This window comes from Pseudoalteromonas sp. MB41 (genome assembly GCF_020966275.1).
GTDB lineage: Bacteria > Pseudomonadota > Gammaproteobacteria > Enterobacterales > Alteromonadaceae > Pseudoalteromonas > Pseudoalteromonas lipolytica.
The window spans coordinates 185239-205728 of record NZ_JAJJZF010000001.1; the positions used below are offsets into that span (position 1 = coordinate 185239).

Genomic DNA, 20490 nt, shown 5'->3' on the forward strand with positions numbered 1-20490 from the left:
GCGTTTATGCTGTTTTTTAAGGTGCTCGCTGAGTGACAATGACGCCTCGTTCAGCCATTGAACTCAGTGTACTTAATGCTCCTTGATACAGCTGTTCTAATGTAAATTGTGGAACATGTTTTGCAACCTGCTGACATACCTCAGCTAAATCAATACCGGGTTGTGATTCGATAATACTTAACAATAAAGCGGTCATTGCATTTGTTGAGAGAAATTGTACCTCATCGTTGTTATCGCGATACACAACAAAATAATAGGGTTCGCTGGCAGGCACTGTAGGTTGATGATCCTGACTGATTGTATGTACTGGGTAAAGATAACTTAAATTACGAGCCAAACTGGTTAAATATAAACCTGCACGCGCAACTTGGTTAGCTTCTAAATTTATTTCATGACTACCTTGATGTGACACCGATACATCGAGTTCAACCCATTCATAATGGGCTAATTCGAGGATAAATGGCGGATCGTTTTTTTGCTTTGTGTAGCTGCCAGCAAGAAACTGTAAAAACTCTCCTGCAATGTCTAAAAAAAACGGGGAACTGCAATCATGTTTACTAAAAAACTGCCGCACTCTTTGTTGCCAATCATCTTCTTTATACAAACTTTTTAAAACAGGAAATGCTGAACTTACAAAACCATCAACATTATTGAAAAATAAGTCACGATAAATCGCCATTCGTCGCTCTTCAACATCAGCTGGTTTTGCGTTGTGAGCAGGATCACGGATATGCGCCATAAATTGCTGTTGGACTTCAATAAAATGACTAGGCACTTTGTTTCACCGTTGGTTGATTTGTTTTTAAAGCTGCTCGTTGTAAGTTATTAATAATTGCCAGCTCAGCAAGAAGCTCATTCATTGGCGGTATATTAAAGTCACGCTCAAGCAGTGTTGGAAACACACCGTGCACATCATACGCCTTTTCTAGCAGCTGCCAAACAGGGTCTATAACGGGTGAGCCATGCGTGTCGACTAATAAATCCTCAGCTTCAGTATAATGCCCCGCAACATGTCCATACGCTATTCGATGGCTAGGCAAGCCCATTAAAAAATGCGTTGCATCGTAGCCATGATTTATTGAGTTTACATAGATATTATTAACATCGAGTAAGAGTTGGCAATCTGCTTCTTCAAGTATCGCTTTTGTGAATTCAAGCTCCGTCATTTCTTGGCCTGGAGCCGCATAGTACGACACATTTTCGATAGCGATAGTCTGCTCTAAAATATCTTGAACCTGTTTAATACGTGAAACAACATGTTTAATAGCTTCTTCAGTAAAAGGAATTGGCATTAAATCATACATATGACCCTCTCCCGAACAATAGCTTAAATGTTCACTAAACAAGCGTATGTTATGCTCTTTAAAAAAGGCTTTTAATGATTTTACAAACTCGACATCCAGCGCAGCGGGTGAGCCGATTGATAACGATAAACCATGACAAATAAATGCATGTTGCTCTGTAAGTTGCTTAAACTGTTTAGCAAAACGACCGCCTAGCTTCAACCAGTTTTCTGGTGCCACTTCTAAAAAATCAATTGGCTTTGGGACATCTGCGAGCATATCATCAAGCATTTCACGTCGAAGTCCTAAACCAATTTGGCCAAAATCCAAGGTCGATTCAAATGACATATCATCTCCTACTAAAAAGGGCCTAAATGGCCCTTTTACTCGCTAAGTAAAAGCTTAGTGGTTTGAACCACACTTACCTTCACCACATTTACCTTCTTTAGCAGCTTTTTTAGATTCCTTTTTGTCAGCGCCACATTTACCTTCGCCACACTTGCCTTCTTTGGCTGCTTTTTTAGATGTCATTTTGTCAGCGCCGCATTTTCCTTCACCGCACTTGCCTTCTTTGGCTGCTTTTTTAGATGCCATTTTGTCAGCGCCGCATTTTCCTTCACCGCACTTGCCTTCTTTGGCTGCTTTTTTAGATGCCATTTTGTCAGCGCCGCACTTACCTTCGCCACACTTACCTTCTTTGGCTGCTTTTTTGTCAGCGCCGCATTTACCTTCGCCGCACTTACCTTCTTTTTCAGCCTTTTTCTCGGCACCGCATTTACCTTCGCCGCATTTGCCTTCTTTTTCTGCCTTTTTCTCGGCACCGCATTTACCTTCGCCACATTTGCCTTCAGCAGCATCAAGCTGGTAACCCGCTTGCATTTGTTGGAACTCAAATGGGTTTGCATTTACATCTGTGGCTACAAAGCTTGATGCACCCACAACAACGGCGCCTAATGTTAATGCAATTGAGTTTTTCTTAACTGTGTTCATACGATGACTCTCTTTTTTATAAGGTATATTAAACAAGACCCGACGATTAAAAATTAATTTCATATTTATGCAATTATTTTAGTAAATCGCCCTACAAAGCAAATTACGATTTATCAAGTTGCTAATTGCAGGTAAAATACGCGTCCAATTTTTCATTAAGTTTAATGGTATTATGCAACTAGTTTTAGCACCAATGGAAGGCGTTGTCGATTTTAAAATGAGACAGCTTCTTACTGACATAGGTGGGTTTGATTTATGCGTGACTGAATTTGTGCGTGTTGTTGATGCAACACTTCCAGAACGTGTATTTCATCGCTACTGCCCTGAATTAAAAACAGATGGCTACACCCGTGCTGGAACACCAGTGAGAATTCAGCTACTTGGCCAAGTTGCAGATGCATTAGCTGAAAATGCTGTAAAGGCGATTAGCTTAGGCTCACACGGTATTGACCTAAATTTTGGTTGCCCCGCAAAAACGGTCAATAAAAGTAAAGGCGGCGCAGTACTATTGAAAGATCCGGAGCATATGTACGACATCATTAAAACGGTTCGCGATGCTGTAGATAGCAAACATCAAGTAAGCGCTAAAATTAGACTGGGTTTTGATGATGATAGTAATAGCCAAGAAATCGTTGATGCGGTAGTCAGCGCGGGTGCATCTAGCCTCGCTATCCATGCAAGAACAAAACGTGATGGCTACAACCCTCCTGCATACTGGGAAAAAATCCCGCCATTAATTAAAAATAAAGATATTGCTGTAGTGGCTAATGGTGAAATATGGCAAGTCGAAGACGCAATGCTGTGCCAGATTCGTAGTCAATGTCAAAACTTAATGCTTGGCAGAGGCGCCTTGGCAATGCCAGATCTTGCAATGCAAATTAAAGCGCATGTAAACAATGAAACATATACTCCACTGCAATGGGAACATGTTATTTACCACATTATTCACTCATCAATGCACCAAGACGAGAGTAAGTGTGAAAAATATTTTGCTTCTCGCACCAAGCAGTGGCTTGGTTATCTGAAACGCCAATACCCACAAGCACATACACTTTTTGATGAAATTAGACGTTTAAAAGCGAAAGATGACGTTGCAAATGTACTAAGAAAGTATGCCAAAGCGCCTAGTTTTGATGCAAATCATAACTAATGGATCGCTTTTGTTGGATAATTAAAGTATTGCCCACTTGGAACAAACGCGATGAACAATACTGAAATCCAAACAAAGCTATCTGCGGAACTGGCGCAGGTTAGACAACGTTTACTTGATATGTTGGCTAGTTCTAATCAAGGTCACCATCAGCTACTACTCTCGCAACTTAAGGATAACCCGCCTTCTGTTTGGTTAGAAATGACAGCGAATAATCTCGGACCCGAATTTCAAATATTGATATCTCGGTTAGAAAAACTCGAAGCAACACTGTGCCAAATTGATATTGGTCAATATGGTTATTGCTGTGACTGTGAGGAAAAAATTGATAATGAGCGTTTAATTGCAGACCCTGCAAGCCAACGCTGCCGACACTGCGCTCCTTAAAGCGCAGTGTTGAATAGATAACCTAGTTAACGCGCAAAAATAAAGCTCATTGCAGGATAAAGTACAATATCTTCGATTAGCCAATCAGCCTGCTGCTGATTAACACTTAAACGCTTCATTAAATTTACCCGTGCTTGTTGCTCATTCCAAGTGTGATAATGAATCCCTAAATCGGTTTCCATCATTACAGACCAAAAGTATTGTTCATCTTGATTCAATTGACGTTTACTTTGTTTGACATCAATGAAATCTAATTGCCAGTCAAGCCCAGCATGTAAATCGCCGTCCTCTAAATACTGCAACACGAGTGGCTTGTTATGTGATGAAAAAACAGGTGATGACAAATCGACTGTGGGCTTTTCTTTTAGTAAATGCTGAATCTCACTTAACCAAGACAAGGGTGGCTTTGTTGTATTGGCAAAATAATTAAGTTTACTTTGATACCAATCCTTACCATTCGCAAGCCCAACTAACCCCAGCTTTGTTCGAGGCTTGTATTGCGCTAAATATTGATTAAGCTTCGTTAGTGCCATCACGACATTTTCATTATTATTATCGAGGTGAGATATCACCATACTGCGTAACAACTTTAGCTCAAGCTTATTAAGCCTTAAATTACTTTGCTCAGCCTCTATGAGTTTTGTTTCTACTCGCTCTATCCACTTGCAGAGCGCTTCCGGTGTGTAATCATCTTGCTTTATAGCATTACTTATCACATCACGCTGTACGGGCCATACAAAAAATCGTTCTGGATATCGCTGCGCAATAATTAAATAATTTAACTGCGCTTGCTGTGAATCACTCAACTCAACATTTGCTAAGCCTTGGTAAGCAAGATGACGAGCCTGTAAGTACGCTTCAGAAAATGGCCAATATGTTTTGCCACCATTGTCTAGCTGGGTTGATAAAAGATTATTTATATTGCCAATTTGCTGTTGTCCTTCGGTATACGTGCTAAAGCGATCACTTTGCTCACTGCAAGCAGATAACATGACACTGACTAATAACAACAAAACGATCTGTCTTATCATAATAAAATTCCATAAAAAAAGCCCCAGAGGGGCTTTTTATTTTAAAACAACATCAATTAGATTTTTACACCGTTGCGAGCGGCTTTATCTTTGATGTAGGTCGACCAGCTCTTCGCAAATTTGCGCGTGCGCGGATCATCCATTGCTTTTGTAATAGCAGCATACGCTTGCTTATACTTTTCTTGGTAGTAATAAGCTTCAGCTAAGTCTGTATAGATAGATCCCGTTTTATCAGAACCTAACTCTAATGCCTTGTTCAAACGAACAACGGCTGCACCATAATTTTGCGATTGTAAAAGTAATGAACCTGCTTTGCGATAAAGCTCTGCATCGTCATCAAATTTAGCCGCTTCTTCATAGTACTTAGCTGCTTTCTCAATATCTTTTGAGCGGTGATAGTTAGATGCCACTGCACTGATATTTTGCTTGTTACGAACCACTTTTTCTTCGTTAATTGCCTTTTCAAGCACAATAGCTGCTTTGTAAGGAATTTCGTTTAACGAGTAAAAGTTAGAAAGTACTTTGTATTCAACTTCGTTTTCAAAATAGCCATTTTTATAGGCAACTTCCATGGTCGCTAGACCTTTCTTGAAGTCTTCAGTTTGAAGGTAGTATTTACCTAAACCAACCCAGGCTTTTTTGTCTTCAGGCCAAACACGAACAATCTCTTCCGCTACTTCTACCATGTTTTTGTACTGTTTAAGTTCAAAATAGGCAGCTAGCTTTAATTGGTAAGAAGCTTTAGAAGGCTCCTCCGCCAATTTGATTGCTTTGTTTGCAGCTGGAAGAACGTCGTTAAACTGTTTTAACTCATAGTTTGCTTGCGCAATACGAGTGTAAACTTTGTCGTCTTCTTCACCTGTGAAGTCCATCCAAGCGTAATACGCATCTTTTGCTTTTGCGTATTGCTCAGTACCCGCGTACATGTCACCTAATAGTTTTAAGCCTTGCGATTGGTCAGCAAAGTTTAATACATCAGGTTTCACCGCCGCTGCGACATGCTTAATAGCCAGTTTGTACTGCTCTTTTTGAGCGTACATTTGACCTAGGTAGCGATCAACAGTTGCCTTATCAAACTCATCCGATGGATCAATTTCTTTAAGTAATGCAATCGCTTCATCAAGCTTCTCTTCATTGTACAGGTCGAATGCTTTAATAACTTTCTTACCAACGCGCTCACCCATTACTTTAGTTTTTGCTTTTTTACGCGCTTCAATCTTCGCGTAATCTGGCGCTGCTAAAGCAGGTGCAGTGAAAACCACACCTGAAAGAGTCATAAGAAGCGCAAGTGCTGTTACTTTAGATAAATTTCTCATTACTCGCCTCCTTAGTTGCCTTGGTTAAGTTTAAAGTCTAGTTGTACTTGAAGACCAAATTGTTTTTGTGGTTTACCATCGATGATTTTCGGACGGTATTTCCACTTACGAAGTGCACGTTTAGCTTCGCGGTCAAAGATACGTTTTGGATCAGCATCGATCACTTCAACATCTTCTACACCACCTACTTCATTGATAGTAAATGAAAGTTGAACCCAACCTTCTTTACCGTCACGCGCTGCTTGCGTAGGGTATTTTGGTTCAATACGAACGATAGGTGTCGCATCACCATCACGTCCAAATGCACCTGGACCACTTAGGCCTCCAGCTGTGCCACCCACATCGATGCTTGGCATATTAAATGACAAACCACCAGTGTTAGGGTTGCTGTTTTCCGGCTGAGGCGGCTGCGGCTTAGGCGGCTGCTTTGGCGGTGGCGGAGGCGGAGGCGGAACACGCTTCCTCTCCTGCACCTTAGATTCAGGCGGATTCGTCATAATTTCGACTACAATCTGTTCTTTTTGTTCAGTCGCACGATCAGCTCCACCGGAGATGAGGTACGCCATGAAGTAGAACAAGCCGAAAGTAACTGCCCCACCTGCAATCAGTGAAAACAGAAAACGAATCATTACTGATCTCCAGCTATTGAAATTTTAAGGTTATCACCCGTCGCTTTGATCTGGTCCATAACTTTAACTACTACGCCGTGTTTTGCTTCTTTATCAGCTTGCAAAATTACAACTTCAGTAGGTTGTTCTGCTAATAAACTTTCAAGTTTAGCTGAAACACGTTCAACGTCTACTTGTTGTTTATCAATCCAGATCGCACCGTCAGCACGAATAGCAACAAAAATATTTGCATTTTTTTGCTTCGTAGCTTGGGCTGCCTTAGGTTTATTGACTTCGATACCAGCCTCTTTAACGAACGATGTAGTTACGATAAAGAAAATAAGCATGATAAATACGATGTCAAGCATTGGCGTCATGTCAACCGCTGCTTCTTCTTCTTCACGAAAACGTTGTTTACGTGCCATATTTAATTCTCTCTCTAGTGATGAGGCATGCTATCTACAAGTTTAGCTTTCGCCATTCTTGCTCTCGCTTCAAGGCGTGAGCTGAAGAATACTCCAGATAGTGCCGCAACCATTCCAGCCATTGTTGGGATTGTTGCCATTGAAATACCTGATGCCATTAAACGTGCGTTACCAGTACCTTGAGTAGCCATGGTTTCGAAAACCGCGATCATACCCGTTACAGTACCTAATAAACCGATTAAAGGACAAATAGCTACCAATGTCTTAATCAACAACATACGCTGATCTAATTTTTCAGACGCTTCAGAAATCCATGCTTCACGGATTCTGTGTGCGTACCAAGACGTAGTGTCTTGGCGGGCATCCCACTGAGCTACAATATCCTTCGTCATACGAGGAAACTCAGCTAGTAGGAACCAATAGCGCTCAATCATTAAAACCCACATAAGAAAGAGTGCTATCGCGACCACGTATAAAACCTGGCCGCCTGTGCCAACAAAATCCCTGATAGATTCCCAGATCTCCATCAGGACTAGCATTAGGCTTTCTCCTTCTCCGCGTGAGCTGCGATGATACCAGCGCTTTGCTCATCAAGGACATGTAAAACCGACTTACTACGACCAGCAACAATTGAGTGAAGTAGGATAAGTGGTAGAGCTGCAATTAGACCTAACGCTGTAGTTACAAGTGCTAGAGAGATATTACCAGCCATGATCTTCGGATCGCCCGTACCGAACAATGTGATTGTTTGGAACGTAAGAATCATACCGATTACCGTACCTAGTAGACCAAGTAATGGTGCGATTGCTGCCAAGATCTTGATGATGTTGATACCAGCTTCGATGCGAGGCGTTTCACGTAGGATAGCTTCGTCAAGTTTAAGCTCAAGGTTTTCAACGTCTTGATTCTTGTTGTCAGCATAAACCTTAAGAATACGACCCAGTGGGTTGTTTGTATTCGGAGTAGAAAGGTTTTTAAGCTGGCTCTTAATCTTAGTGCTAGTAAGCGCAAGATCAACGAAACGTACTACGAAGATTAGTAGACCAACAAGTAATAATACTGTGATGATATAACCAACTTCAGCACCTTGCTCATAGTATTCCATTAACGATTTCTTCTGCGTATTGATACGTAAGATCGCGCCACGAGTCGGGTCGATGTATACGCCAGCATAGTTGTCAGCAGATGTATTTTCTAAATCGCTAATACCCGCTAGGATGTAGCTATCAGGTTGCTTACCTAGAGGTTGGATTGCTTTCGTTTCTGGAGAGTAAATTAAATAACCATCATCAGTTACTAAGTTAAAGTTACCGATACGCGTTACTTTTTTCACAGAAGATGAACCGTCAAGACCAGCAACTTCAGTTTCAAATGTTGAAACTTTTGCAGACTCAGTCATTTCAGTTTGAAGTGAAATCCAAAGCTCTTCTAATTCGCGAACTGTTGGAAGTTCTTTCGCTGCAGCTAATGAGCGAAGTACTTCAGCACGTCCTGGCTTTTCAGCAGAAACAAGTGATGCTTCGATTGAACCGATTGCATCAGCTGCTGCACGACGTACAACACCGAACATCTCACCTAACGTACCTTGTGCATTTAAAAGAGCTTGCTCTTTCTCAGCTAAAGTATTTTCGTTTTGAGCATATTCTTTAGCTAAACGGTCACCACGCGCTTTTTCAGCAGCTAGGTCACTTTTCGCTTTGTTAAGTAACGCTTGCTTGTCAGCGCGAGCTGAAAGGAACTCTTGTTCACGTTGCTTATTTAATTTACCTTCAGAGATACGTTCTTGCTTAACTTGCTCAAGAATTTTGTCTAAAGCATCAGTGTTTGCATGTGCATTAAGCGCGGTACCTGCAGAAACAGATAGTACTGCTGCAACAGCAAAACCTTTAAATAGTTTCTTCATTATTGATTACTCCGCGCCAAAGATTGGTAGTTTAACAAGTTCTAATGTCGCTTGTTTACGCGCCATACGAATAACTTCTTTAACAGGTTTTAGGTATTCTTCACCTAATTCTTTCCACTGTTTAGTGTTGTTATCCCATACCCACGCATGCTTAAGGTCAAAAGACTGAGCTACGTAAGTAATACGACCTAAACGACCGAAGTCAACGTTGATGCTCTTACCATCGATCTCAAGAGTACCTTGAGCAGCAGTTACAGCTGAGCTGTACGCAGTTTCAACAGTGTAAGCTTCAAGAACTTGGCGGAATTTTTCAGATGTAGTAACTGATGCTGACGCCATGATGTCACGAAGTCTTTCAACACGTGCTAGACGGTTTTCAAGATTAAACGGAACGTCCGCTTTGATGAATTGCTCAAGCGTATCGATCATGCGATACATCAAAGGCACAACGTTTTGTTTCGTGTTATCGATTGTTGCGATTTGACGGTCAAACGATTCGATAGAAGCGTTTTGGTCAGCGACCAAACGTGCTACGTGATCGTTATAAACCTTCATTAGCTCAGTTTCATCAACAACGCTACGGTACTCAGCGATTAGCTCTTGAGTTTGACCATATACATTGTCAATTTTAGTTTGAGACTTAACAGCAGCCTTTTGAATTTGTTGACCTGCATCTTGCACATCTTTCAAAGGATCTGCAATCACATTGCTGCTTGCAAATGCAAAAGCGCCAACCAACGCAGATGCTACAAGACTCTTTCTGATTTTAACAGACATAGTTCCCAACCAATTAAGTAATGTTACTTTTATAATTTAATTATCCTCCGAAGAGGACAACCCTGATATCTTTTAATAGATATCAACCCTCCAATAATGCTAAATGCATTAGAGTCTGTCAACTTGATGTTCGGGTTTCATCGGAAAAATTTGGTCACTCGTCGTTGCTATGAAAATAGCCAAAACAATGAATTAACAAAAATATAACAGAGGTGTTCGCGTTAAGGTTCTATAACCCTTGATTGGCAATCATTCCGTTCAGATTAGATTCAAACTTAAACATAAATGTAACATTTAATAAAAGTTTAAATAGGTAAAGATAAGTGAAAAAAAAAATCTCTTTTTTTTCTAACAAAACGGTTTTGAAGAATTTTTATGCATTAAAAAGAGATTAATGTTCAATAAGCAGGCAATTCACCCTTCCGACTGGAAGGATGAATACAGTGAGCGTGTTATGTGTCATCAAGAAATTGGTTAGAATACCGCGCGATCTTTTACAAGCTTTGCCAACGATATTATTGAGTCTACCTCAAGCTTTTCAAAAATCTTTGCTTTATAGGTGCTCACTGTTTTATTGCTAATAAATAGCTTCTCACCGATATCTTTATTGGATAGTCCTTGCAATAAATAATTCATTACCGCAAGTTCACGCTCAGTAAGCAGCTCATCAATGTCTTTTTCACAGGCCACTAAGTGGTCTTGTGGAAAAAACGTGTAACCTCGCAAAATCATTTCAACAGCTGACGAAATGTCTTCTAAGCTTTCTGCTTTATTAACAAAGCCTTGTGCACCTAATTTAGCAGCGGTACGAATAATGTGTTTGTCTTGCTTAGCTGACAAAAACAACACTTTCCCAGTAAAACCGCCACTGACAGCTCGCTTGTATAAACTAAAGCCGTCGGAGTCTTCCAGTTCAATATCTAGAATCGCTAGCGCAACATTATTATTCTTTAAAAACTGCAGCGCCTCCTTTTGACTTGCAACAGCTTGAACTTCGTTTACGAGAGTTGACTTCGCTAGCACCATTTTAATTGCTGTTGCCACCATCGGGTGATCGTCTACCAGCAGAATATTGTTTCCTATGCTCATCAATTAGCAAACCTTCATTATATTTTATCAAACAAGTATGAATTACTCAGCATTTTTTCTACGTTCGAGTTGTACTAAGTTTAGCGGGAAATTTTCAGATTGTTGAAAATATCTTCAAACTTATTATCACCAGTTTGAAATCGTAACTTGAGTGATAAAAACTACCAAATTACACAACTATCAATGTCACATTAAATAGATCCTGCGCAAAGCATATAATACTTTAGTTATGGAGAGTAGCTTTTAAGGAATAGTTATTTAACTTATAGCCGAATGGCTGATATAAAAAACCTAAATTAATGCCTTTGGAGGAATATAATTTCGGTACATGAGAAGTAATTGATTAAATTATGCAGAGGAAGTGTGTTTATTAAGAATGAATTTTGGTGAAACAGAAACTGTTTCACCAAAATGTACTAAGTTTCACATAAAAAATTATGCTACTTCTACGTTCTCAGCTTCAGGGCCTTTTTGACCTTGTTTGATGCCGAAAGATACTTGTTGGCCTTCGCTAAGAGTGCGGAAGCCTGTACCTGTGATAGCACTGAAATGTACGAATACGTCAGGACCATTTTCTTGTTCAATAAAACCAAAGCCTTTAGCTTCGTTGAAGAACTTAACTTTACCAGTAACCGTGTTTGACATACCAAATTTTCCTGTAAGTCAATTATTAAAATTCAGCCATAATGGCTCTATCCTCCCTGAGTGAATGCCCAATAAACTTGGGGTAAAGTACAGGAAGAACTAATAACCAACCGGTAACCGTACAAGCCGCACATTATCCGTAAATTCAATACGCAAAAACTCAAAGCAACTTAAGACTAACACAATAAATGTCTTTTAGCTCTATTAATCGAAAATTATTTTAAGGTCAACCTTCAGTTTTAAAAATATGACAGGCGTATTTCTAAACAATTAAATTACAATGAAAAAAGCCCATCAACTTTGATGGGCTTTTATTTCTTTATTTTATCTTACTTTACTTGCCAGTCCATTTGCGCTTCGGCCTTAATAGGCACTACCTGCGAATCGCCTAATTTATAAGTAGCAGGCACTGTCCAACTTTCTTTCACTAACGTGATGGTATCGCAATTGCGCGGCAAACCGTAAAAGTCAGGGCCATAATGACTCGCAAAGCCTTCTAGCTTATCTAAAGCCCCCGCTTCCTCAAACGCTTCTGCATAGAGTTCAATCGCTGCATGTGCGGTATAAGCACCCGCACAACCGCAAGCAGCCTCTTTCTTATCTTTATAATGCGGTGCAGAGTCGGTTCCCAAGAAAAACTTTTTACTGCCACTTGTCGCCGCCGCAATCAGCGCTTGCTGATGGATATTGCGCTTCAGTATAGGTAAACAGTAATAATGTGGACGAATGCCGCCTGCCAACATATGGTTACGATTGTATAAAAGGTGATGAGCTGTAATTGTTGCAGCAACATTATCTGGTGCGCTATTAACAAACTCTACCGCATCTTTTGTGGTGATATGCTCAAGGACAATTTTCAAGCTTGGGAAATCATTCACAACATCGGCAAGAATGGTTTCTAAAAACACTTTTTCACGGTCAAATATATCTATCGATGAATCTGTCACTTCACCATGAACAAGTAATAACATACCGACGTCTTGCATCGCTTCTAGAACTGGGTAAATATTCTTAATTGATGTAACACCCGAGTCAGAGTTTGTTGTCGCACCTGCAGGGTAAAGCTTTGCAGCAACAATTTTTCCTGTTGCTTTTGCTTTTTTTATCTCTTCTGGGCTCGTTTTATCAGTGAGATAAAGCACCATTAGTGGTTCAAAATCACCCTGTGGGCCAGCCGCTTTAATACGCTCATAATACGCCAATGCACTATCGGTACAGGTAGCCGGTGGAACAAGATTAGGCATAATAATCGCACGACCCATGTAGCGGCTTGCATCACGGACAGTATCGACCAATTGATCACCGTCGCGTAAATGAATATGCCAATCGTCTGGTCGTGTAATGGTGAGGGTTTGAATCGTATTTAAATCTGACATTGCTGGTTTCCACGGCTAAGAGTTAGAGGGATAGCTTAAACGAGGTTAAATCACTAATTGACTTACTTTCGTTTATATTCAGGTGCGTAGTTTACACCAGTTTCAGTTTTTTTTGAAAATAACTTTGTGGATATATTGATAGTAGGTTAACGTAATTAATTAACAGATTATTTGGCTCATTTTTCTTTATTATGCCTAAACATTTAGATACCGCGAGTGCACTTGAAGTCAAAACAGATCAGTTGCATATCATTAATCAGTTTTCATCATCGTTGATGCAGTTAGACACCATAGAAGAGCTACTTGAGTACGTCACATCACATGTTGTAAACAGACTCGGGTTCATTGAGTGTGTCATTTACTTAGCAGATGATGAAGCACGTACCCTCAAAGAAGTTGCTTCGATGGGTAAAACAAATAGCGGTGATAACTCTTATTACATTGACCGCACAGAAATTAGTTTTGATCAGGGTATAACCGGGTATGTTGCATCCACTGGCAAACCTTTAATGATAGGCGATGTAAGACACGAAAAACGTTATATCGCAGATGCGCGCCCCGCCCTGTCTGAATTATGTGTGCCGCTGGTTTATAAAGAAAAAATCTTAGGGGTCATTGACTGCGAGCATCCGCAAAAACATTACTATAATGATGCTCACCTTGAGATTTTATCAACGGTTGCCCATTTACTCAGTGCAAAAATCGACCAAGTCAGAACCGTTAAAAACTTAAAGCAAACTGTTAATCAGTTAAACGATGCGCAAAAACTTGAAAATTGTATGCTACAGATAGCCAATCTTACCTATCAATCTAGCGAACTCGACAGCTTTTTTGAGTCACTTCATGCCATTATTACCACGCTACTCAGGGCTGATAACTTTTTCATCGGGCTTTATGACAAAAAATGTGATGTGCTCGATATCGTTTATATTATCGAAGAAGGAGTGCGCTCTAACGCACACAAAAAAATCTCTAAGGATCTATTAAAAGACACGGCTTCCTATTATCTGCTCACAACAGAGCAATCTCTATTATTCAATAAGGAAGAATTCCAGCAACATATTGATGCAGGCCATTTTAAAATGGTGGGTCGCCAAGCAGAATCATGGTTAGGTGTTCCCTTTAAAGTAAATGACAGAATTAGCGGGGTCATTGCGGTGCAAAGCTACAGTGATCGTTATCACTACAGTGAGCATGATCGCGCGCTTCTTACCTATGTAAGTCGCCAAATTAGCATGGCTATTGACCGTCAATTATCACGTCAAGAATTAGAGCACCGTGCATTACATGATGAACTAACAGGGTTAGCAAACCGTTCATTATTAATTGAACGCATAAAACACGGCATATTGCGTTTAGCACGTGCGAATAAAGAGACCCAACATGCGTTGTTGTACTTAGATTTTGATCGGTTTAAAAGTATTAATGACTCATTAGGTCATGAAGTGGGTGACCATTTTTTAGTGAGAATTTGTGAGTTAATTCAAGGCACCATTCGTAACACAGATACTTTTGCCCGTTTAGGGGGAGACGAATTTGCGATTTTTATGGAGAATATAACCGATAAGCAGCAAATAAATGATGCCCTAGAGCGAATTCAAACTGCACTAGCTGATCCCCTCAATATTGACGGCCACTTATTACAGGCTTCTACCAGTATTGGCGTTGCATTTTGTGAGAGTGAAAACGACAAAGCTTACAAATTATTGCAACATGCTGATGCAGCCATGTACGAAGCTAAATCTTCAGGGCGTGGACACGTAAAGTTTTTTAATAACACAATGCGTAAAAAGCTAAAAACCCATGCCGATATCGAAAATGATTTACAGCATGGCATCGAACACAATGAATTTGAACTGTATTATCAACCAATTTTTACAATTCAAGAGGCACAGGTCATTGGCTTTGAAGCACTGGTACGCTGGCACCATCCAACCAAAGGGTTTGTAGCACCGAATGATTTTATCCCCGTTGCAGAAGATACAGGGCAAATCATCAACTTAGACCTGCATTTACTCGACTTAGCAGCTCAGCAAATTTCACATTGGTATCAACACGGACTTCCCTTTACCAGAGTCACTGTTAATGTCTCGTCTAGACACTTTGCGAGTCTTGATTTTGTAGCCCAAATGCATGCTTTATATAAAAAGTATAAACTTCCGTTAGGGTCACTCTGTCTAGAAATTACAGAATCAGGGCTAATAGGTAATTTAGAACTCGCAACTAAAATAATAAAAGGGTTAGCGCCCCTTGAAGTAAAACTTTGCTTAGATGACTTTGGGACAGGTTACTCTGCCCTAGGCTATTTACACCAATTACCGATTCATATCTTAAAAATTGATAAGAGCTTTATTGATCATATTACAAAATCACATAACCCATTAATAGATGCCATATTATCTTTAGCACAATCACTACAGCTTGATGTGGTTGCAGAAGGAATTGAAACTGAGCAACAGCTAGCCATCTTAAAACAAACACCGTGTAAATTTGGTCAAGGCTTTTTAAAAGCAAGGCCAATGCCGGCAAAGGATGCTAAAAACGTTATTTTACATGGCTTATAAAAAGCATACTCGCCTTTATAAGCCATGAAAAAAACGACCTTACTGTAAAAAGACGGATTTGTTTATTGATAAGCTTGCTGTAATAACCTTTAGCAACCATACGCAATCATTTTCAGGCATTAAACCTGACATACACAGCGTTAAGGATGTCTGATTAACGCCTCCATGGATGCAGGAGTTACAGCAATGTAAAGGCGATTACCAAACACAAATAACACAGCTACATAACACAATGTGCTTGCTACCGACGCGGTTTTCTTACCTCACATTTATTGCCACTAAATTAAAAGCCTTGCTAGCAACGGGATGACTCAACGTATACCTTTTTATATCGGTGTTAATATAACTTGCTAACACTGAACAAAGAGCCCTCTATTGAGCAATATATACATGCCACTCCCCTCTACACAGCACATTAATCTTTCTCACTCTATACCTTAAGTTTACCTTTATACCTGAGTACACCTTATGCCTAGTTCACATTTTTAGGCTTCAAAAGCTAAATTTGGCACTGGCGGCACTGGGGATACCTTTATTGAGTTTTCTCTTTTTTGTCGCTTTTCCTATGACTGCTAAATTCGCCACTTATAAACTTGAGGTAAATTCATGGAAATATCGCAGCAAGTGTAAAAAAACAAACTGACAACGCTGTCATTTATTGTTTAGAAAGGTTATTGTAAACATGCAGTAAAAAACAACGCTATTTTAGACGTCTAGACGTTGAAAAAATATAAACGAAAGCGTAATATGTTTGTAATCTGAGTTTGACTCACATTTTTCATGAGATTTTTTAAAGATGATTGATATAAAGCACCTTAAAACAATTGCGACACTTAAAGAAACCGGTTCTTTAGTTAATACAGCCCGAGAACTCTTCTTAACGCAATCAGCGTTATCACATCAGATTAAAGATCTCGAAAATAAACTCGACTGCCAGTTATTCGAACGGAAAACACAACCGGTTCGTTTCACACCGCAGGGCATGCTCTTACTTGAATTAGCCAACGAGGTGCTTCCTCGGGTAGAAGCCACAAAATGTCGATTAAAAGAGAGTCTTAATCAACCAATATCAAACTTGAGATTAAGTGTTGAGTGTCACGCCTGTTTCCATTGGCTGTTGCCAACAATTAAAGAATTTAATAATTTTTGGCCAGACATTAAAGTCGATTATGAACGCGGTTTTAGCTACGATGCTATTCCTGATTTAATGAATGACGAACTCGATCTTGTGCTTACATCAGATATTCGTGAACCAGATCAGCTCGAATATGCACATCTATTCGACTTTAAATTAAAATTAATCGTGGCACCTGATCATGAGCTTGCAAAAAAAGCCTATGTGACCGCCCTGGATCTGAAAAACGAAACAATCATTTCATACCCTATTCCACGTGAACGTCAGGACATTTTTAAGCATTTTATACAAAATGCACGCTTTGACGGCACACTTAAAACCGTTGACCAAGGCTTATTAATTTTTCAGCTTGTTAGTGCTGGAATGGGGGTTGCTGCGCTACCAGACTGGTTAGTTACACCTTATGAAAGCCAAGGCTTGATAAAATCAATTCCATTAGGTGCTCTAGGTCTTACACGTCCTATGTACTTAGCAATGAAAAAAAATATGAAAGATAATCCTGTATATCGTCATTTTTTGAATACTTGCAAACTAAATAATGGTCGCTAAACACAGATAAACTATCTAACATCGTTATATCTTACAATCACTTGTATTTACTATGTTTGAAATTAAGAAGATAATTGGCTCATTGTTAATGCCACTCCCGTTGCTTGGCATAATAACATTACTAATGGTATTTCTAGCGATAACACAGCGACGAAAAGCGCTCTATTTAGGGTTTATCAGTGTATTAAGCCTACTAATTGTAAGCACCCCTTATGTTGGTCAAACACTGATTGCTTCAAGTAATAACCCACAATGGCAATTTAATAAACGCCAACACTCCCAGATTGATAACATTGTTGTTTTAGGTTGTACCATCATGCCGCATCCACAACTTGTTGCTAATAACCAACTGGGCGATTGTGCTATAAGCCGCTTATTAGAGGGTGTAAAACTTGCGCATCAATACCCGGATGCTATTTTATTTGTCTCTGGTGGTGGCTTTGCCAATACCACAAACAGCCAATTGATGTTTGAAACAGCCAAGACATTAGGTATAGCAACATCAAGGATCAAACAAAACCCGCTTGCGATGGACACCGCAGAAGAAGCGAAAAGACTGGCGATATATTTGGTCGACAAAAAGAGTGCTTTAGTCACATCTGCAAGCCATATGCCGCGCGCAAAAGATCTCTTCAACGCGCAAGGAATCGAGGTAATACCCGCAGCAACAGATTATAAAGATTACAGCCAATTTCCCATGTACAAACAATTTATCCCCAGTGCCGATGTACTCGTTGCAGTTACACGAGTGAGCCACGAAAAGGTAGGCAGTCTGTGGATTAAATTACGCCGCTGGATTGATCCAGAGGCGTTGTAATCACTTAACCCTGTTAGATTAAACAGGGTTATCAATATCTATAAAAGTAACATCAAAACCATGCTGCTCAGCTAAAAGCTCGCCAAGTGCTTTTATTCCGTATCGCTCAGTAGCATGGTGACCTGCAGCGAAAAAATCAATTCCTTGCTCTCGCGAGCTATGAATAGTTTGCTCAGATGCTTCACCTGTCAAATAGGCATCAATACCTTGAGCAGCAGCTAAGTCAATATAACCTTGCCCGCCCCCTGTACACCAAGCAATGGTTTCAATCTTGTCATCGCGCACTAAGCTCGTTAAAGGTTCACGGTGTAGCACTGTGCTAATTTTGTCTGCAAACTCTTTGCCCGTTAAAGGTGTTTTTAAAAATCCTTTTACTGCGACGCTGTTTGGTCCCGCTTCAAGGCCAGCGCTAAGTTCAATATCTAATAAGTGTGCAAGTTGCGCATTGTTGCCAATGACGGGATGAACATCTAATGGCAGATGATAAGCAAATAAGTTGATATCATGAGCAAGTAACGCCGCTACACGCCGTTTTTTCATACCTGTGATTGGCTGAGACTCACCTTTCCAAAAATATCCATGGTGAACCAAAATAGTATCCGCGCCGTGATCAATAGCCGCATCAATCAATGCTTGGCTTGCCGTGACCCCTGTCACTATTTTTTTTACCTCGTTTGCACCTTCAACCTGAAGCCCATTCGGGCAAAAATCTGCGATTGAGTCGGGTTTTAGAATGTCGTTTAATAACTGAGTAAATTGTTTACGTTGCATATAGAAATCGTCCTCTACCCCTTAAATTTGTGCAAATTTTGGCGTTTATAAGTCAAAAATGGAAGGAAAATCGCAAAAAATTGAAAAGTAAGCTGAAAATAGGTATAAATATATATTCTTAATCTGTGTTTACAACGTATAGGGTCTCTGATGAGCAAACTAGACAAAACAGAAGTGTTAAATGCCTTCGAAGCAGCTTATGAAGCAGCGAATGGTAAAAAACCTGAAATCACAACAAAACCTGGTTGGTATAGCATCGACGGTGGCAAAAATTTGCGCCTTGCTGATGTTGCAGCGCTGACTGAAGAGCTCACTTCTGGTAAAACAGCTGAGCCTAAAGCAGAAGAAGCACCAAAAGCACCGGCAAAAAAAACCAAAACTAAAACCGCTGCGCCAGCTAAGTCAGTTAAAAAGTCACCATTCACCGTAGTGAAAGCGAATGATGATGGTTTCAAAGCTGAAGAGCTGTGGATTGTTAACCTAGCTGAAAAAGACCACGATTGTCGTTTACCTCGTGGTGTTGTGTAACTAATTACACATTGGGAAAAAACCGCTACTAATTAGCGGTTTTTTTATGCCCAGTTATCGAGATATTTATCAAGTATTGTGAAACAAAACCACAAAGCACAATAAATACGGTACCTGTTAATACGGGCATTACTAAAAAATCCCAGCTTTGCAACGATTGCATTATTAAAATAGGATTTGCCCCAGCGGCAGGATGCACTGTGCGTGTTAGCATCATTAATGAAATAGCCAACCCACTGGCAATAGCAATCTCAAAAGGACTGACACCAACAAAATTTACAAATAAGACTCCTATAAACGCCGTTATAAGGTGACCACCAATCACATTTCTGGCCCGCGCAAGTGGACTTGTAGGTACACCAAAGACTAAAACGGCAGTCGCTCCAAATGGAGCCATTAACCATATGCCAAAATCCCCTCGTTGCTGTAAGTAAGCAAGTACAAAAATAGCCAGCGCTGCAAATCCACCTGCAATAACCGCTTTGTTAATTGTTTTGTCCATCATATCTCCATTGCTCAAAGTAGACCGAATTGTCTACCTGCAAATAGTAGACAGCTCGGTCTACTTATGTCAAGCTAGAATTTCTATCTAGGAGCAAGCATGGATAAAAGAACACACATTACATTGACTGCACTCGAATTGTTTTACGATAAAGGAATTCACAGCGTGGGGATTAATGAAATTATTAGTGCAGCAAATGTAGCTAAAAAAACGATGTACCATCATTTTGCAGGTAAAGATGAATTAATTTTAGCGTGCCTAAACGAACGGCATACTACATTCATAACGTGGCTTGAGAACGCCACCAACCAACAAACGACATTACACGATTTTCAAGAACGTTTATTTACAAGCTTCGAAGATTGGTTTCATTCTAAGGTTGCAGAGCTTGGAAACTTTAATGGCTGTATGTTCATTAACGCAGCGGCAGAATACTCAGCGCCGCAAAGCCCAGTCAACCTTGCATGTAAAGCACATAAAGCCGCTGTTTCTTCACTCATCAAACAGCGTTTGTCAGAATGTAAAGACGTAAAAGCCGAGAAAATTGATTCTCTTTGCCACTATTTAATGACACTCACTGAGGGAATGATTTGCCAAGCAAAAGTGTCTGGTATGAAGCAATTCCCTCGCCTGCTAAATTAAAA

The 20490-nt window shown here is 40.1% G+C and carries 22 protein-coding genes; 7 read left to right on the forward strand and 15 right to left on the reverse strand.

The genetic code is table 11. From position 1 onward, the window contains the following. Positions 1-16 precede the first annotated feature (16 nt). Genes LPA49_RS00795 through LPA49_RS00805 form a run of 3 tightly spaced genes read right to left on the reverse strand, consistent with a single transcriptional unit; the run spans position 17 to position 2273 of the window. Positions 17-775, reverse strand: a complete 759-nt coding sequence (locus LPA49_RS00795; protein ID WP_257473648.1) for a DUF2063 domain-containing protein — start codon at positions 773-775, stop codon at positions 17-19. Further along, positions 768-1631: a DUF692 domain-containing protein gene (locus LPA49_RS00800; protein WP_036967556.1), complete on the reverse strand. Its 864-nt coding sequence runs from the start codon at positions 1629-1631 to the stop codon at positions 768-770. The genes LPA49_RS00795 and LPA49_RS00800 overlap by 8 nt, the downstream gene beginning before the upstream one ends. Positions 1632-1685: 54 nt before the next feature. Next, a complete protein-coding gene (locus tag LPA49_RS00805; RefSeq protein ID WP_065978714.1) occupies positions 1686-2273 on the reverse strand; it encodes a hypothetical protein in 588 nt (195 codons plus the stop codon). A gap of 172 nt (positions 2274-2445) precedes the next feature. Here LPA49_RS00805 and LPA49_RS00810 point away from each other — a divergent pair, with 172 nt between their 5' ends. After that, positions 2446-3423 carry a tRNA-dihydrouridine synthase gene (locus tag LPA49_RS00810; protein ID WP_065978731.1) on the forward strand — a complete coding sequence of 326 codons (978 nt, stop codon included), beginning with the start codon at positions 2446-2448 and terminating at the stop codon, positions 3421-3423. A 51-nt stretch (positions 3424-3474) separates the two neighbouring features. Then, positions 3475-3810, forward strand: coding sequence for a TraR/DksA C4-type zinc finger protein (locus tag LPA49_RS00815; RefSeq protein WP_230235251.1), 336 nt, complete (start codon positions 3475-3477; stop codon positions 3808-3810). A gap of 26 nt (positions 3811-3836) precedes the next feature. Here the strand turns inward: LPA49_RS00815 and LPA49_RS00820 are convergent, their stop codons facing one another. The 10 genes from LPA49_RS00820 to pyrC all read right to left on the reverse strand — a co-directional run bounded on the left by LPA49_RS00820 (position 3837) and on the right by pyrC (position 12980). Further along, positions 3837-4841 (reverse strand): hypothetical protein, encoded by a 1005-nt coding sequence (locus LPA49_RS00820; protein ID WP_180310924.1) that lies wholly within the window; start codon positions 4839-4841, stop codon positions 3837-3839. A gap of 56 nt (positions 4842-4897) precedes the next feature. Beyond that, complete coding sequence (locus LPA49_RS00825) at positions 4898-6157, reverse strand: lipopolysaccharide assembly protein LapB (RefSeq protein ID WP_036967545.1); 1260 nt, start codon at positions 6155-6157, stop codon at positions 4898-4900. An 11-nt stretch (positions 6158-6168) separates the two neighbouring features. Further along, entirely contained in the window at positions 6169-6786 is a 618-nt protein-coding gene (locus tag LPA49_RS00830; protein ID WP_036967542.1) for an energy transducer TonB, read from the reverse strand. Further along, entirely contained in the window at positions 6786-7190 is a 405-nt protein-coding gene (locus tag LPA49_RS00835; protein ID WP_036967540.1) for a biopolymer transporter ExbD, read from the reverse strand. The genes LPA49_RS00830 and LPA49_RS00835 overlap by 1 nt, the downstream gene beginning before the upstream one ends. A 14-nt stretch (positions 7191-7204) precedes the next feature. Beyond that, positions 7205-7729 (reverse strand): MotA/TolQ/ExbB proton channel family protein, encoded by a 525-nt coding sequence (locus LPA49_RS00840; protein WP_036967538.1) that lies wholly within the window; start codon positions 7727-7729, stop codon positions 7205-7207. Continuing rightward, complete coding sequence (locus LPA49_RS00845) at positions 7729-9093, reverse strand: MotA/TolQ/ExbB proton channel family protein (RefSeq protein WP_036967535.1); 1365 nt, start codon at positions 9091-9093, stop codon at positions 7729-7731. Before LPA49_RS00845 ends, LPA49_RS00840 begins: the two co-directional genes overlap by 1 nt. Positions 9094-9099: 6 nt before the next feature. Then, a complete protein-coding gene (locus LPA49_RS00850; RefSeq protein ID WP_036967533.1) occupies positions 9100-9870 on the reverse strand; it encodes a DUF3450 domain-containing protein in 771 nt (256 codons plus the stop codon). A 474-nt stretch (positions 9871-10344) separates the two neighbouring features. Continuing rightward, a complete protein-coding gene (locus tag LPA49_RS00855) occupies positions 10345-10959 on the reverse strand; it encodes a response regulator transcription factor (protein ID WP_036967529.1) in 615 nt (204 codons plus the stop codon). Between the two features lie 435 nt (positions 10960-11394). Beyond that, on the reverse strand, positions 11395-11604 hold the full coding sequence (locus LPA49_RS00860) for a cold-shock protein (protein WP_036967526.1): 210 nt from the start codon (positions 11602-11604) through the stop codon (positions 11395-11397). 329 nt (positions 11605-11933) lie between these two features. Beyond that, entirely contained in the window at positions 11934-12980 is a 1047-nt protein-coding gene (gene pyrC / locus LPA49_RS00865) for a dihydroorotase (RefSeq protein WP_075593165.1), read from the reverse strand. 191 nt (positions 12981-13171) lie between these two features. On the opposite strand from pyrC, the gene LPA49_RS00870 reads away from it, so the two are divergent. The 3 genes from LPA49_RS00870 to LPA49_RS00880 all read left to right on the forward strand — a co-directional run bounded on the left by LPA49_RS00870 (position 13172) and on the right by LPA49_RS00880 (position 18045). Further along, positions 13172-15544 (forward strand): EAL domain-containing protein, encoded by a 2373-nt coding sequence (locus LPA49_RS00870; protein WP_180310925.1) that lies wholly within the window; start codon positions 13172-13174, stop codon positions 15542-15544. Positions 15545-16340: 796 nt separating this feature from the next. Next, the gene (locus tag LPA49_RS00875) at positions 16341-17228 is read left to right on the forward strand and encodes a LysR substrate-binding domain-containing protein (protein WP_036967517.1); all 888 of its coding nucleotides are present in this window, start codon (positions 16341-16343) and stop codon (positions 17226-17228) included. Positions 17229-17280: 52 nt separating this feature from the next. Next, the gene (locus tag LPA49_RS00880) at positions 17281-18045 is read left to right on the forward strand and encodes a YdcF family protein (protein ID WP_065978718.1); all 765 of its coding nucleotides are present in this window, start codon (positions 17281-17283) and stop codon (positions 18043-18045) included. An 18-nt stretch (positions 18046-18063) separates the two neighbouring features. Here the strand turns inward: LPA49_RS00880 and LPA49_RS00885 are convergent, their stop codons facing one another. Continuing rightward, on the reverse strand, positions 18064-18816 hold the full coding sequence (locus LPA49_RS00885; RefSeq protein WP_065978719.1) for a Nif3-like dinuclear metal center hexameric protein: 753 nt from the start codon (positions 18814-18816) through the stop codon (positions 18064-18066). A 150-nt stretch (positions 18817-18966) separates the two neighbouring features. Here LPA49_RS00885 and LPA49_RS00890 point away from each other — a divergent pair, with 150 nt between their 5' ends. Continuing rightward, positions 18967-19344 carry a hypothetical protein gene (locus LPA49_RS00890; RefSeq protein WP_036967506.1) on the forward strand — a complete coding sequence of 126 codons (378 nt, stop codon included), beginning with the start codon at positions 18967-18969 and terminating at the stop codon, positions 19342-19344. Between the two features lie 28 nt (positions 19345-19372). Here LPA49_RS00890 and LPA49_RS00895 read toward each other — a convergent pair whose 3' ends face one another. After that, positions 19373-19849 carry an HPP family protein gene (locus tag LPA49_RS00895; protein WP_065978721.1) on the reverse strand — a complete coding sequence of 159 codons (477 nt, stop codon included), beginning with the start codon at positions 19847-19849 and terminating at the stop codon, positions 19373-19375. A gap of 96 nt (positions 19850-19945) precedes the next feature. Between LPA49_RS00895 and LPA49_RS00900 the strand changes: the two genes are divergently transcribed. Next, positions 19946-20488 carry a TetR/AcrR family transcriptional regulator gene (locus LPA49_RS00900; protein WP_036967499.1) on the forward strand — a complete coding sequence of 181 codons (543 nt, stop codon included), beginning with the start codon at positions 19946-19948 and terminating at the stop codon, positions 20486-20488. The last annotated feature ends 2 nt before the right edge of the window (positions 20489-20490 follow it).

Excerpts from the sequence above, each read along its gene's own strand:
- LPA49_RS00800 (WP_036967556.1), bottom strand. The coding sequence starts at position 1,631 with ATGTCATTTGAATCGACCTTGGATTTTGGCCAAATTGGTTTAGGACTT.
- LPA49_RS00805 (WP_065978714.1), bottom strand. The coding sequence starts at position 2,273 with ATGAACACAGTTAAGAAAAACTCAATTGCATTAACATTAGGCGCCGTT.
- LPA49_RS00810 (WP_065978731.1), top strand. The coding sequence starts at position 2,446 with ATGCAACTAGTTTTAGCACCAATGGAAGGCGTTGTCGATTTTAAAATG.
- LPA49_RS00815 (WP_230235251.1), top strand. The coding sequence starts at position 3,475 with ATGAACAATACTGAAATCCAAACAAAGCTATCTGCGGAACTGGCGCAG.
- LPA49_RS00820 (WP_180310924.1), bottom strand. The coding sequence starts at position 4,841 with ATGATAAGACAGATCGTTTTGTTGTTATTAGTCAGTGTCATGTTATCT.
- LPA49_RS00825 (WP_036967545.1), bottom strand. The coding sequence starts at position 6,157 with ATGAGAAATTTATCTAAAGTAACAGCACTTGCGCTTCTTATGACTCTT.
- LPA49_RS00830 (WP_036967542.1), bottom strand. The coding sequence starts at position 6,786 with ATGATTCGTTTTCTGTTTTCACTGATTGCAGGTGGGGCAGTTACTTTC.
- LPA49_RS00835 (WP_036967540.1), bottom strand. The coding sequence starts at position 7,190 with ATGGCACGTAAACAACGTTTTCGTGAAGAAGAAGAAGCAGCGGTTGAC.
- LPA49_RS00840 (WP_036967538.1), bottom strand. The coding sequence starts at position 7,729 with ATGCTAGTCCTGATGGAGATCTGGGAATCTATCAGGGATTTTGTTGGC.
- LPA49_RS00845 (WP_036967535.1), bottom strand. The coding sequence starts at position 9,093 with ATGAAGAAACTATTTAAAGGTTTTGCTGTTGCAGCAGTACTATCTGTT.
- LPA49_RS00850 (WP_036967533.1), bottom strand. The coding sequence starts at position 9,870 with ATGTCTGTTAAAATCAGAAAGAGTCTTGTAGCATCTGCGTTGGTTGGC.
- LPA49_RS00855 (WP_036967529.1), bottom strand. The coding sequence starts at position 10,959 with ATGAGCATAGGAAACAATATTCTGCTGGTAGACGATCACCCGATGGTG.
- LPA49_RS00860 (WP_036967526.1), bottom strand. The coding sequence starts at position 11,604 with ATGTCAAACACGGTTACTGGTAAAGTTAAGTTCTTCAACGAAGCTAAA.
- pyrC (WP_075593165.1), bottom strand. The coding sequence starts at position 12,980 with ATGTCAGATTTAAATACGATTCAAACCCTCACCATTACACGACCAGAC.
- LPA49_RS00870 (WP_180310925.1), top strand. The coding sequence starts at position 13,172 with ATGCCTAAACATTTAGATACCGCGAGTGCACTTGAAGTCAAAACAGAT.
- LPA49_RS00875 (WP_036967517.1), top strand. The coding sequence starts at position 16,341 with ATGATTGATATAAAGCACCTTAAAACAATTGCGACACTTAAAGAAACC.
- LPA49_RS00880 (WP_065978718.1), top strand. The coding sequence starts at position 17,281 with ATGTTTGAAATTAAGAAGATAATTGGCTCATTGTTAATGCCACTCCCG.
- LPA49_RS00885 (WP_065978719.1), bottom strand. The coding sequence starts at position 18,816 with ATGCAACGTAAACAATTTACTCAGTTATTAAACGACATTCTAAAACCC.
- LPA49_RS00890 (WP_036967506.1), top strand. The coding sequence starts at position 18,967 with ATGAGCAAACTAGACAAAACAGAAGTGTTAAATGCCTTCGAAGCAGCT.
- LPA49_RS00895 (WP_065978721.1), bottom strand. The coding sequence starts at position 19,849 with ATGATGGACAAAACAATTAACAAAGCGGTTATTGCAGGTGGATTTGCA.
- LPA49_RS00900 (WP_036967499.1), top strand. The coding sequence starts at position 19,946 with ATGGATAAAAGAACACACATTACATTGACTGCACTCGAATTGTTTTAC.